General features: G+C 46.8%; 12 protein-coding genes. 7 read left to right on the top strand and 5 right to left on the bottom strand.

The features are described 5' to 3' along the window. Nucleotides 1-126 precede the first annotated feature (126 nt). From AC6I8L_RS16575 to fhuE, 4 genes are all read left to right on the top strand, one after another. Complete coding sequence (locus tag AC6I8L_RS16575) at nt 127-543, top strand: RidA family protein (protein WP_153012250.1); 417 nt, start codon at nt 127-129, stop codon at nt 541-543. 24 nt (nt 544-567) lie between these two features. Then, nucleotides 568-1,452, top strand: coding sequence for a fumarylacetoacetate hydrolase family protein (locus AC6I8L_RS16570; RefSeq protein ID WP_058959230.1), 885 nt, complete (start codon nt 568-570; stop codon nt 1,450-1,452). 144 nt (nt 1,453-1,596) lie between these two features. Continuing rightward, complete coding sequence (locus AC6I8L_RS16565) at nt 1,597-2,595, top strand: DODA-type extradiol aromatic ring-opening family dioxygenase (RefSeq protein ID WP_058959231.1); 999 nt, start codon at nt 1,597-1,599, stop codon at nt 2,593-2,595. Nucleotides 2,596-3,087: 492 nt separating this feature from the next. Then, a complete protein-coding gene (fhuE, locus tag AC6I8L_RS16560; protein ID WP_498013940.1) occupies nt 3,088-5,196 on the top strand; it encodes a ferric-rhodotorulic acid/ferric-coprogen receptor FhuE in 2,109 nt (702 codons plus the stop codon). Between the two features lie 351 nt (nt 5,197-5,547). Here fhuE and AC6I8L_RS16555 read toward each other — a convergent pair whose 3' ends face one another. Beyond that, nucleotides 5,548-6,324 carry an AraC family transcriptional regulator gene (locus AC6I8L_RS16555; RefSeq protein ID WP_058959233.1) on the bottom strand — a complete coding sequence of 259 codons (777 nt, stop codon included), beginning with the start codon at nt 6,322-6,324 and terminating at the stop codon, nt 5,548-5,550. Nucleotides 6,325-6,427: 103 nt separating this feature from the next. Between AC6I8L_RS16555 and AC6I8L_RS16550 the strand changes: the two genes are divergently transcribed. Next, entirely contained in the window at nt 6,428-7,618 is a 1,191-nt protein-coding gene (locus AC6I8L_RS16550; RefSeq protein WP_058959234.1) for an MFS transporter, read from the top strand. A 155-nt stretch (nt 7,619-7,773) separates the two neighbouring features. Here the strand turns inward: AC6I8L_RS16550 and AC6I8L_RS16545 are convergent, their stop codons facing one another. The 4 genes from AC6I8L_RS16545 to AC6I8L_RS16530 all read right to left on the bottom strand — a co-directional run bounded on the left by AC6I8L_RS16545 (nt 7,774) and on the right by AC6I8L_RS16530 (nt 11,458). After that, nucleotides 7,774-8,979, bottom strand: a complete 1,206-nt coding sequence (locus AC6I8L_RS16545; RefSeq protein WP_058959235.1) for an MFS transporter — start codon at nt 8,977-8,979, stop codon at nt 7,774-7,776. Between the two features lie 4 nt (nt 8,980-8,983). After that, the gene (locus tag AC6I8L_RS16540) at nt 8,984-10,012 is read right to left on the bottom strand and encodes an alcohol dehydrogenase catalytic domain-containing protein (RefSeq protein WP_058959236.1); all 1,029 of its coding nucleotides are present in this window, start codon (nt 10,010-10,012) and stop codon (nt 8,984-8,986) included. A 141-nt stretch (nt 10,013-10,153) separates the two neighbouring features. Further along, on the bottom strand, nt 10,154-10,636 hold the full coding sequence (locus AC6I8L_RS16535; protein WP_058959237.1) for an OsmC family protein: 483 nt from the start codon (nt 10,634-10,636) through the stop codon (nt 10,154-10,156). Nucleotides 10,637-10,681: 45 nt separating this feature from the next. After that, nucleotides 10,682-11,458, bottom strand: a complete 777-nt coding sequence (locus tag AC6I8L_RS16530; protein ID WP_058959238.1) for an SDR family NAD(P)-dependent oxidoreductase — start codon at nt 11,456-11,458, stop codon at nt 10,682-10,684. 176 nt (nt 11,459-11,634) lie between these two features. On the opposite strand from AC6I8L_RS16530, the gene AC6I8L_RS16525 reads away from it, so the two are divergent. Together AC6I8L_RS16525 and AC6I8L_RS16520 are read left to right on the top strand one after the other, a co-directional pair. Beyond that, nucleotides 11,635-12,549 (top strand): LysR substrate-binding domain-containing protein, encoded by a 915-nt coding sequence (locus AC6I8L_RS16525; protein ID WP_058959239.1) that lies wholly within the window; start codon nt 11,635-11,637, stop codon nt 12,547-12,549. Nucleotides 12,550-12,788: 239 nt separating this feature from the next. Next, nucleotides 12,789-13,133, top strand: coding sequence for a carboxymuconolactone decarboxylase family protein (locus AC6I8L_RS16520; protein ID WP_058959240.1), 345 nt, complete (start codon nt 12,789-12,791; stop codon nt 13,131-13,133). Nucleotides 13,134-13,148 lie beyond the last annotated feature (15 nt).

Raw genomic sequence — 13,148 nt, 5'->3', positions numbered from 1 at the left:
ATTAAATACCGGCTCTGAATCTTTGTAGCAAAGTGTGCAATTGAATCTTACAGGATATTACCCTGAGGGAGTTCTGTTGCCCATTTTTGAGTTGTTAATTAAACCCTAGAAATGAAGGATTATATTGTGACTGATAAAGTTGAATATCTTAACCCTGAAAACATCAGCCCCGCACAGGGATTATATTCCAGTCTGACGAAAGTCCGTGCAGGCGATCTCTATTTTATTTCCGGACAGCTGTCCGTTGGCTTGGACGGAAGCGTGGTTGGAAAAGGCGATTTTGACGCGCAATTTGATCAGGTCTTCAAAAACCTGAGTGATGTACTTAAAGCAGTAGGATGTGATTTTAATGATATCGCTAAATTTACAACGTATTTGGTTGCTTCTCAGCATATTGAAAAGTTTATGTTGAAACGAAAAGAACTCTTTCCTAAAGTCTTTGCAACCTCTGATTATGCACCAAATACTTTATTGGTAGTGGACCGCTTGGTAAAAGAAGATTTTCTGCTTGAAGTCGAAGCGATAGCGCGTGCTCGTGATTAAAATGTTTTTATTAAAAGGTGATGTATGAAACTGTTGACTTATATTCTGTCAGGTGAAAAAAAGATTGGCCTTATCAATAAAAGCGGAAAAATTGTAGACATATCAGGCATTGTCAAAACCAATGATATGAATGTGCTCATCGAGCGATATTCAGAGCTGAAGGTAGAACTTGAGCTTTGTAGTGAAAGAAATCATTCGGCAGACATTAACCTGAGCGATGTTACGTTGCTTGCGCCCATTCCCGAAACCCGCCGTAATATTTTCTGTGTCGGGAAAAATTATTATGCCCATGCAGAAGAGTTTGGTAACAGCGGTTACGACTCAAGCGCTGCAGCTGGAAATGTGCCATCGCATCCGATTATCTTTACCAAACCGTCTACCTCGATCAGCGGACCCGGTGACAGTATTGATAGTACTCTGGATCCTTACAACACTATTGATTACGAAGCGGAACTGGCAGTAGTCCTGGGTAAGAAAGGGCGTGTGAAAGAGTCAGATGATCCAATGTCATATGTCTTTGGCTATACGCTGGTGAATGATTTAACTTCACGTCACTTGCAAAAACAGCACAGCCAATGGATTCTTGGCAAAGGTATTGATGGCTTCTGTCCAATGGGCCCTGTGATTATAACAGCGGATGAATTCGGGCATCCTTCTGAGCAAAAGATTGTTTGCACAGTTAACGGTGAAAAACGCCAGGAAGCTTCTATTTCCGACTTAATTTTCAACATTCCTGAGTTGATTAAAACAATTGGGCAAAACATTACTTTATTACCTGGTGATGTCATTGCCACTGGAACACCTGCCGGTGTTGGCTTGGGTTTCAATCCGCCTAAATATTTATCGAAGGGTGATGAAGTCACTGTGTCGATGAGGGAAATTGGTGAGCTGACTAATACGATAGTCTAGTTGGTAATAATTTCTGATTAGATTAAGTCTCTTAGGGTTGTTTTTCTTAATTTAATAATGAGCCTTTTCCGCTTAATGTGGAAAAGGGCTCTTTCCGACGTTCATTTCCGATAGCGGAAAACACTAAATTATTGAGGTAACAAAATGGCTAAGATTGTTAGTGCTATCAGCATGTCCCATGTACCAGGTGCTCTAGGCTGGGCAGATGCTCCATCTGTTGAACAACGCCAAAGACTCGCAGATATTCATGGCCGTTTAAAAAAATGCATCGATGATACTAAACCTAATCTCATCATCGCCTTTCTTGATGACCATTTCGAAAACAACTTCCGTAATTTAATGCCAACGTTGGCTGTGCCAATTAGTGATGCCAACATTGGTCCAGCCGAATATATGATGGAAGCTTTAAAGTTTGATAAGCAGCATAGTATTGCCAGTAACGCAGAAATAGCAACGACACTGCTCGAAAAGCTTATCCATGGCGGTTTTGAAGCAACACGGATGGGTGCCATTGAGTATGGTAACAATCTCATGATGCCACTTCATTTTATTAATCCTGAGTTCAATATTCCCGTCGTACCAGTCTATATCAATGTGTTCTCACCTCCGCTGATGCCTTATTCACGTGCTTATGACCTGGGCCTTAAAGTCCGTGAGATAGTTGACTCGCTGCCAGATGACTACCATGTTCATTTCCTGGCAACAGGTGGATTGTCGCACTGGCCGCCAGTTTGGACTGAAGGCGCACCGGAAGATGACGAACTGCTGCAACGCATGAAAGTCTATCAAACCATCGGTAAAGAAGCCCTGGTCAACGATCCTTCTCTTTATACTGATTTTGCGCAGTATGAAATCGATATGATGAGCAAAATGGAATGGCCACTCGGCAAAAGTCACCCACTTGTCAATGAAGAGTGGGACCGGGAAATGCTTGAGCGTTTTGAAGCTGGTGATGTTGAATACATGCGTGCTTTGACCTACGCAGAGGTGGAAGAACGCGGTGGTCATGGAGGACACGAAGCACTCAATTGGGTTGCACTAATGGGAGCAATGAAAGGCGCGCGACCAGATTATGTGGCGTATGAATCCGTGCCTGAATGGATCACCGGAATGAGCTACCTATCTTATCCGGGACAGAGTTAATTGAATGGGTGCAGCGCGTTATTTCTACTATGACGCTCTGCACCATACGTCTGAAATCATTAATCACTAATGAGGAAGATGAAGTACCAAATTAAGCTGTACGATGAATGCACGTGCGACGTCCTTCACTTCAATTACCTATTTGTCGGGTACAAGTGTGCCCCAAAAAACAACACCTCTTGCATGAACCTTCAGTCATTTCTCAGCTTCAGGCTGCTGATTTGTCGCGTTATCGATATAGTTTGTCGATAACGCGACATCAGGAATCGCTTCCAATCAATAGATTATGGGAATGATTATCATTTGTTTTTAAGCAAAAAGTGTGCTCCAGAGCGCACCTGAAATTTAATTGAGAATGAATAAATATTTATATTGCAGCCATGCAAAAACTAAATATTAATTAAATTATATGTAGGTGATGCTTTAGTTAAATATCACATTTAAGAATGTGCAAAATATTTATGCTTGCTATAAATCAAAAGGAATTTAGCGTTGAGAAGAATAATAGCTATAAATTGTAATTTAATCAAAGCCTCGTGTGTATTAAGCCTGATTTCATTTGGCTCCTATACTTATGCGGAAAATAGTAACGATACTTTAACTGTTACTGGAGAATCTTCGGGAAACTACACGGTTGACAAGTCTACGGCCGCAACAAAACTGGATTTATCCATTAAAGAAACGCCACAATCAGTTTCAATTATAACACCTGCACGTATACAAGATCAGAACATGCAATCAATTGGTGATGCCCTTAAAAATACGACAGGAATATCTGAAAGCAGTTATGATTCTGAACGTTATACTTACTGGTCGCGTGGATATCGTATTGATAATCTTTCCTATGATGGATTGCCTACTACAACAGGCTCAATAAGTTCATATCTCGATACAAATATGGACCTATCCATTTATGATCGTGTGGAAGTTGTCAGAGGAGCAAATGGCTTGCTTACAGGCACGGGAAACCCTTCCGCAACTGTGAATATGGTAAGAAAACATGCTGTAAGCAGAGAGTTTACTGGCTCAGTAAGTGCAGGTGTCGGATCATGGAATCAATATCGCACTACCTTAGATGTCAGCACTCCATTATCTGAAGATGGCGATATTCGGGGGCGTTTCATCACAACCCTCCAGGATGCAGACTCACAATTAGATAGATACAGTAAAAAAAATCAGCTTTTTTACGGTGTGATCGATGCCAATTTGGGTACGAATACTGTACTGAGTATCGGATATGATTATCAGAAATCTAAGCCAAGTGCCTCGACATGGGGAGGATGGTCCTACCTTGATTCTGCCGGGAATCGTATAAGTTGGCCTCGATCATTTAACACCGCCCCTAACTGGACGCATTGGACAGCTACCAATAATCGCGTTTTTATTACTCTTGATCACTTTTTAGATAATGGATGGGAATTCAAGGTAAACAGCTCTTACTCAGAAACTAAAGCGGATGAGAAACTCGCGTCGTTTAGTGATTCGCCCGATGCTTCAACAGGAAACGTAACTTATACTTCAGCCAAATATCTCTCTTCTCGTAGAGTTTATTCTGCTGATGCATATGCTAAGGGCCCGTTTGAGCTTTTTGGCAGAGAGCACGAATTAGTTATTGGGACTAGCGCTAGTCGTCAAAGAAATCACTCATACGGAACCGATAGAAAAAAATTCACTGTTGAAAATATCTATTCATTTAATGGTGATGTCGCTGAGCCTGATTGGGGACCCTACAACGATGAGGGTACTGAGAGTATTTATCAGCGCAGCCTGTATGCAACAAGCAGATTAAACCTTACGGATCAGGCCAAGCTTATTTTAGGTGGACGTTTCACTGACTGGAGAACAACGGGCTCTGATAGTACTACGCAAAGTAAGGTAACACCTTACGCGGGCATTGTTTATGATATCAACGATTATTATTCGCTATATACCAGCTATTCTGGAATTTTTAGCCCTCAGACATATCGTAATCAAGATGGCTCATATTTGAAGCCGTTGGATGGCAAAAACTATGAAGCAGGAGTTAAAGCGTCAACGCTGGACGATAAATTCACTTCATCATTCACCATATTCCGCACTGAACAATCTAACATTGCCGTTGCTGATGGTTCGAATTATGTGAATAACTCTTCTGATCAGGCTTATGTTGCATCTAATAAAGCCATTAGCAAAGGATTCGAAATTGAGACTAACGGTACCCTGATGCCAGGATGGGATGTTAGTTTAGGTTTTACACGTTACGTCATGGACACCGCCGACAACAGCAGCATCAATACGCAGTTACCTCGCACAACGGTTAAAGCTTTTACCTCGTTTAAACCGGTTATCTTTAACAACCGACTTAGCGTAGGTGGTGGTCTGAGATGGCAGAACAGAACTTATACTGACATCAGCTACAACGATGAAGATGTCCGCATTAACCAGGGGTCATACTCATTAGTAGATTTATACGCTCGTTACGACATTAGCGATGCACTAACTGCGCAAGTTAATATTGCCAATTTGTTTGATAAACAATATTACAGCGTCCTGGGTTTTTATGATCAGGGAGCGTATGGTACAGGAAGGTCGATCTTTGCATCTCTGACTTATAAGTTTTAAATATATAATAAATATCACCCACAAGCATTTTTGCGGGTGATATTGAATTTTTTTGTGTTAATTAAAGACAGAAGGTAAATTTGTTAATGGTATTATACCTTCATCGGCAGCATCAGTCAGCATAGTTACTTTTCGTCGAGCCAACGAAAATACATGAATGCAGTCACCCAATGGCTTATAGTATTTAGTGTAAGGTTTATTGGCTCATTCTCATTAGACGCTCTTCTCATCTATTTTGGTTAGCAGACGATGCTCATAGGCTCATTCATCCGAGTGTCATTTTTGCTATTAACGCTCGTAAAATCGCGTGATGGTATGAGGGTGTTTTATAACAGACGAGGATAAAATCGTTCATTGAAAGTATTTACCTGGCGACTTTCCTGTGAATTTCTTAAACATAGTGATAAATGCATTAACCGAATCATAACCTAATTGGCCAGCTACATTTTGGACCGACTCTCCTGAGGCAAGTTGTCTCAATGCAATTACCAGATGAAGTTGCTGGCGCCATTTACCAAATGTCAGGCCTGTTTCCTTTACTATTAACCTTGCAAGTGTTCTGTGGCTCATTGCAAGCGTGCTACTCCAAGCAGAAAGCGTGCGACGGTCATCGGGATTATCCGCGAGGGTTTTTAACATTTTATACAGCCTTGGATCATCAGAAATGGGCAGGCAAAAATTCTCCTGAGGCATTGTAGCGAGTTCTTCCAGAAGAATTGAAGCTTTGCGATAAGTTAAGCTATTTTCTGAATATTCTGAGAATTGATCTGTAATATCTAAAATAAGTTCACGCACAAGTGGGGAAATTGCAATTGTGCAGCATTTATCGGGCAAAGTTGATGATTCTGGCCTGATGTATAACATGCATAATTTAGCTTCAGAAGTCGTGCTTATACTGTGAGGAGTATTGGAGGGGATCCAAACGCCACATTGTGGCGGAACGACCCATAACTCGTGAGCAACTTCACATGACACCGCTCCTTTTAAGGATATGACAAGCTGCCCCTGAGGATGTTTATGTAAAGGAAATCCCTCTTTATCAGAAGCTTGGATTTTCATGCCAGCTACAGGACCGAAAGTCTCCGCTTCATCGAAATTCCATTCCAGCGGCATAATTGGAGGGATCATGAACAATATTGTCCTTTTTTAGGTATAAGTAGTCATAATATCTATATCCTACGAATATCCAAAAAGCTATCTTTAGTTTTCAAACTTGGAAATGAGACCAATCATGAAAACCAAATTAGATGTCCCGTCAGGCATGGTACATCCTGTATTGCTTACGGCTGTAATCCTTGTAATTGCTACAACATTACGTGCACCTATATTAGGTGTAGGACCTTTGATTCAAACATTACAGTCGGAATTTAATCTCACTACAACAATGGCTGGCTTTTTAACAACGTTACCATTAGTAGCATTAGGGCTGATTGCTCCGTTTGCTGGAAACCTTGCCAGAGTATTTGGATTTGAAAAAACTATATTTTTTGCACTCTTAATCATGGTGTCAGGGATTATTCTTCGCTCTATGGGGCAGGAGTGGCAGCTTTATAGCGGTACGTTACTTATAGGCGTTAGCATTGCCGTTGGTAACGTTCTGCTCCCTGGGATGGTAAAGCGCGATTTTTCAGATAAAGTTGCCAGTATAACGGGTAAGTATGGGGTGGCGATCGGGGTTTCTGCTGCTGTGACTTCAGCAACTGCAATACCTTTAATGAACAGATTCGGGTGGCAAGTAGCTCTGGCGTGCACATTAATTTTTCCTGTTCTGGGCTTAGCACTGCTGTATAGCAGACTGAATAAATCTGGTAAGCAGGCTGGCGCCGTGGCTACGCCGATGAAGAAAGGAAAAAGCGTTTGGAGTTCATGGCTGGCCTGGCAGGTCACTATATTTATGTCCCTCAACTCAATAATATTTTACGCAATTGTGACCTGGCTCCCCTCCGTTTTAACCGATGCGGGAAATTCTAAAGAAACTGCAGGATCAATCCATGGTTTCATGCAGTGCGCTTCGATAGTGCCGGGTCTGATACTGGGATCAATAGTTGCCATAAGAAAAGATCAGAAATTTATTACAGCTGTATTATGCCTCTTCCAGTGCGTAGCGCTGCTTGGATTCGCTTTAATTCCTGATCTTTCTTATGCATGGGCATTTATGTTTGGTATGGGGAGTGGGGGAGCTCTTATACTGTCCCTGATGTTTATCGGACTGAGAAGTACCAACCCTCAGCAGGCTGCTTCACTGTCTGGCATGGCCCAATGTGTCAACTTTTTAATTGGTGCTTTCGGCCCTGCTGTTGCGGGCAGAATACATACATTAACCGGGAACTGGTCAGAAGTCCTGTATATTGGGGTGCTTCTTTCTGTAATTATGATTATTTTTGGTGTCTGTGCAGGAAGAAATTTAAAAATACAATCCTGATTAATTAATCATCTTACTGGGGAAGCTTCTTGCCTCCTTTAATGTGGGTAAAATGAACAAGAGACAAGTATGCCCAAAGTCATGCTTCTGGACTTTGGGCTTTAGATACCTTTTACATCAACATAACTTGCTTCCAGGCAGCAGATAAAACTGCCTCAGAAGCTGGATTTATTCTGCCGTTTTGCCCGCAACTCGTTAACAATAGCTAAAAATGCTAGCCCGATGGGAATTAAGGATCCCCACAGCACGGCGTTCCAGCCGTAAAGACTGAGCAGAGCACCTGAAGAAAATGATCCAACGATCATCACCCCAAACACCACAAAATCGTTCAGGGACTGGACCTGGGTTTTCTCATCGGGACTGTGATATTCAATGATCTTCGCCGATGCGCCGGTGAAGCCAAAATTCCAGCCCAGACCCAGCAGAATCAGCGAAAGCCAGTAGTGGAAAATATCGGTTCCACCGAGACCGGCCAGGACTGAGCTTGCAGTAATAAGCAGACCCGCAGCGGCGACACGCATGGCGCCAAAGCGGTTGATTAATTTGCCGGTGAAAAAACCCGGACCGTACATGGCAATAACATGCCACTGGATGCCGAGATTGGACGCCTGCTGAGAAATGCCGTGCATATGCATCGAGAGTGGTGCTGCCGTCATCAGGAAGTTCATCACCATATAGGTTACCGCACCGCTGAACACTGTTCTGGCAAATCCAGGCTGACGAACAATTTCGCGTAAAGGCCGTCCACCCGTTTTTATCGCACCGACCGGTTCCGCAGTTTTGACGCCTTTGAGTATGAATGCCGAAATGACGGCTACGATAGCCTGAGCGAGAAATGTGACGGCGAAGGTATGAGGCGACCAGAGGTGCATCGTTCCTGAAACCAGCATAGGACCAACCACACCAGCAATTACTCCGCCCCCCATAACCAGCGACAGAGCCCGGGCGCGGCGTTCGGGCGTGACGCCATCCGTAGCGGCAAAACGAAAGCTGAGCGCAACGGCTGCATATGCACCACCCAAAAATGCAGCAATGCAAAATAACAGGAATGAGCCAACGACGACGGCGAGGGCAGCAGCCAGGCCGGTAATAACGCCCGCTCCGGTGCCGACCATGAATGCGGCCTTACGATCCTTCTTTCGCGCCAGTGCGCCTAATGGCAGGATGCAGGCCGCCATTCCTATAACAAACATGGTGATGGGCAACGTTGCCAGCGCGCCGCTGGGAGCAATAGTGTTGCCGACAATGGCGCCCGTGGCGTAGAAGACCACCGAGTTAGCGCCAGCGAGAGCCTGAGCGGCCGATAGACGAATAATATTATTTTTCTGCTCTGCTACAGGCAGGAAATGTTCTGCGGACATGTGATTAATTATCCTGATTCATGGTGAGTACTATCCGGTAGCGGACCTGACCCATCCTGAGTCTGTTGAGAGCCTCGTTTGCACGCTCAAAGGTCAGCGGTTCTGTAACGGGTAAAGCCTGAAAGAGGTGGCTGAACTGCAGTGCGCGCTCAGTCTGCACTGGTGTGCTGACGAAGGATCCTGTCAGGGTACGTTCAGCGCCGATCATCATACCAGGCGTGATCTGCAGCGGCGTTTGTCCGGTACCCAGCAGTATCGCTTTTCCCCTTGGGGCCAGGGCGGACAGGAGGGTTGAAACCGTATCTGAAGCCGGTGCCGTTGCCACAATAAAATCCACACCCCCGTTGTTTTTCAGGCGCTCTGGTGCGTTTTCCTCGAGTGCATCAATGTAGTGATGCGCACCCAGCTCAAAGGCCGCTCGCTCTTTTTCACTCCCCCGCGCAATCACAGTCACCTCCAAACCCATTTTACAGGCGTACTGAACGGCCATGTGGCCAAGCCCCCCCATTCCGAGAACCACCACCCGGTCGCCTGCCCTGGCGCCAGAATTACGCAGCGCGTTGAAAGTAGCGGTACCGGCGCAAAGGATGGGTGCGGCATGCACGGAAGAGAGCGCTGAGGGTATGGCTATCAGCGCGGTATGGCGCATGACAACGTACTCTGCGTAGCCGCCATCGCAGCTGAGACCCGGCGTCAGTTGGTTTTCACAGAGATGAAACAGTCCGCTGCGGCAGGGCCTGCAGTGCTGACAGTACCCGCCCAGTCGCCCGATTCCTACCCGCTGACCGGTTTGCCAGATATCGGGCACGCTGTCCCCCTTCCGGGCAATAAATCCGACGATTTCATGACCCGGTATACGGCCCGGCTGGCCCTCCTGCGGCGCTTTTTCCGCGTCCCGGAGATCGGCACCGCATACTCCGCACGCTTCAATCCTGATGAGCACCTCATCCGGACCGGGAGCTGGTATCGGCCGCTCTGTCATTTCCAGCACTCCGGGAGCAACGATCTGCATAGCGCGATATTTTTTGTTCATTAATTGCACCGTTAATAATGGGGATTATCAGATGGCGAGGACGACAAGAAAACGAGACTCGCCTGTTACAGGCGACAACGGTTGCAACGGGTTCCACTGTCTCTTTATCACCAGACAGATGTGCAGAACGCTCCAGCCGCGTCAGCACTGTACTAAGTCACCTTCGATCAGCATATTCTGGGCCAGTAACCACCGGTTCAGGGAAGCGTTAATCACTCGCTGATGAATCCCTTCAAGCTGATGTACCGTGCCGTCACCGCTTACGTGGATGACATACTTAAGCCTGCCGGAAGCATCCTCCGCAGCTCTGCCGCCGAATGCCGGTATACTCTTCGGAAGGTGCCCGTCAGTGTGTATTGCAAGATGGGTAAGGACGAAACCCTCAGCTCTGGCTTCCTGAATAAAAGAAGCCATCATGCAGGCATTAAACGCAGCAAGGATTAGCTCCTGAGGGTCAGGAGCCAGCCCTTCGCCACCCAGCGAAACCGGTTCATCGGAATCGATAACGTGACTTTGCAGTGCAGGCGGATCGTTGTCTGAGGAAAGGCACTGGCAGAGCGTCCGGCTGGCCATGCCACCCTGCCAGGTGGAGACAAGGTCATAATGCGCAGTCTGGATTTGCATAATTACTCCAGTGCCGCACGCGGGTAAGCGCGTGCGGCATGGTCATCAGGCGTTACGGCCAGCCATCACGCCGCCATCGATATCCCAGATAGCACCGGTGACCCAGCCAGTTTTGTCAGAAAGCAGGAAGGCAACGGTTTCAGCGATATCGACCTGCGTACCCACGCGACCGATCGGGTGGAAGCTGTCAAAGCTATTCATCACATTCTTCACATCGTCTTTTGGAATGAAGCCTTCGTAAATTGGTGTGTGTACGACGGCCGGAGAAACCGCATTAACACGAATGCCGTTTCCGCCGAGCTCAATGGCCAGGTTTTTAGTCAACGCGTGCAGACCGGCTTTAGCCATCGAATATGCAGCAGAAGGAGTAGCACCAATAGCCTGCTGGGCCCACATTGAACCGATATTGACGATTGAACCTTTGATACCGCCCTCGACCATATTGCGTACCACGTCGCGGGTAATGAAGAAGGTCGCGCGGTTAATGTCCATATACATGTCGTAGTCGGACATCTCATTGTCGACGAAAGGTTTAGGGAAGAACACACCGGCTGCATTCACCAGCAGGCTGATATCTTTATGTTCAGCATTGATAGTATTAACAACGTGCTGCATACCTTCTTCTTTCATCAGGTCGGCAACGATGATGGAGACCTGACCATCCGCAGCCAGCGCCTGGCGGGCCTGCTCGGCTTTGTCCTGACGATTGCCAACCAGCACAACGCTTCCACCGTTTTTCAGAACCAGCTTCGCCGTTTCGAAGCCCATACCGCTTGTACCGCCGACCACTAACAGTTTTTTACCAGCAAAAGATGCGTTCATCGCTAACCTCTTTGAATTCATATGGTTGTCATTAATGAAAAGGCGTGCTCCTCATCGTGTGAAATCAGAATGCCACCCGGGCGTATGATTGACGACTGAGAAGAAATTGCGACTCAGGAAAGAAAATCTTTCTCGCTGGCGTATACTGAGGAAAATTATGAATCAGGATGCCCATAATGCGATCGCTAAACCGACTTAAATGGCTGCACGCTTTTGAAGCCACCGCCAGGCACGGCAGCTTTACCGGCGCGGCACAGGAGCTGGGCGTTACGCCCGCTGCAGTTGGCCAGCTGGTACGCTCGCTGGAAGACTGGGTAGGGCACCCGCTTCTTCACCGCACCCGCTCAGGAAAAGAGCGGCTGACGCTGGTTGACGAAGCGCAGGAGGCGCTACAGGACATCACGCAGGGACTCGACAAACTTGAAACCGGACTAAACAAGCTTCGCGGTCGCCGGTCGCGCTCGGTGGTGGTGGTGACGGCATCTCAGGTACTGGTGATGAACTGGCTGATGGATCGCCTGAACCGATTTTCAGAAGCTAACGAAAGTATCGATCTGCGGCTTAACGTCACCGAAAAACTGATGGACGTATCACACGGGGAAGCGGATATCGGTATTCGCTGCGGTCAGGGCGACTGGCCAGGCGTGAATAAAACCTGGCTGATGGATGAAGAAGCCGTGCTGGTCTGCAGCCCGCGTCTGTTGCCACCCGGGAAAATGGCCTGCAGTGAATGGCTCGCCACGCAAAAACTTATACACGATGACACGCCGCATCCGGGGGCGGATTTTCCGTCATGGGATGATGTACTGATGGCGGTCGGTGCACACGAAGCGCTGGAAAGCGGGCTGCATATTAATTCCACCTCCGCAGTCATCCTGTCGGCCTTGAGCGGCAGGGGTGTAGCTATTGTCCGGTATGCTCTGGTGAAGAACCTTATCGAAACAGGGCAGCTGGTTCAGCTGCATCCCGACCACCGGTGGCCGCTCAGATGGTCCTATTATCTGGTCACCCCGCAGCAAAAAGTCATGCGTGATGAAGTAAAAGTTTTTCATGACTGGCTTCTTCAGGATGTCGTCTTAGATCGTTCATAAACTGTCCCCCTCAGGCATTACGCCGCCTCGGCAGTCATCCCGGGCGCGTAATGGTTATTTCTCGACAAGCTACGACATAGAATTTCTTCTCTGCTCCGCAAGATTATCTGATTTGTTGATGCTGTCAGGCTTACTGATAATCGCCTTCAACGACAGTGACTACAGGCCGGTTGTTAAAACGGATGTATTTACGACGTCATGTAATTAATGATTCCTGAGACAATAAACCGGAGTTTTGAATGTTCTTAAACTGGAACGAATATCGCAGTGGTCTGCTCGCCACCATTGGTAAATTTGCCAAACTGCAGCCTGAGTTTATGAAAGGCTTTCAGCAGATGGATAAGGGTGCATCTGAAAACAAGCACCTTGACTCTAAAACTCATGAGCTTATTGCGCTGGCCGTAGCCGTGACCACCCGCTGTGACGGCTGCCTGGCCGTACACGTGGACGCTGCGGTTAAGCACGGTGCGACGCGTGAAGAGATCGCCGAAGCGCTGGCTGTTGCCATTAACCTGAACACCGGCGCAGCGCTGACGTATACCGCGCGTGCTCTGGATGTGTACGATAACCTGCCAAACAAATAGGCCTGCAGACGGCTC

This window comes from Type-E symbiont of Plautia stali (assembly GCF_059731115.1).
This window is presented reverse-complemented; position numbering and strand designations above follow the sequence as displayed.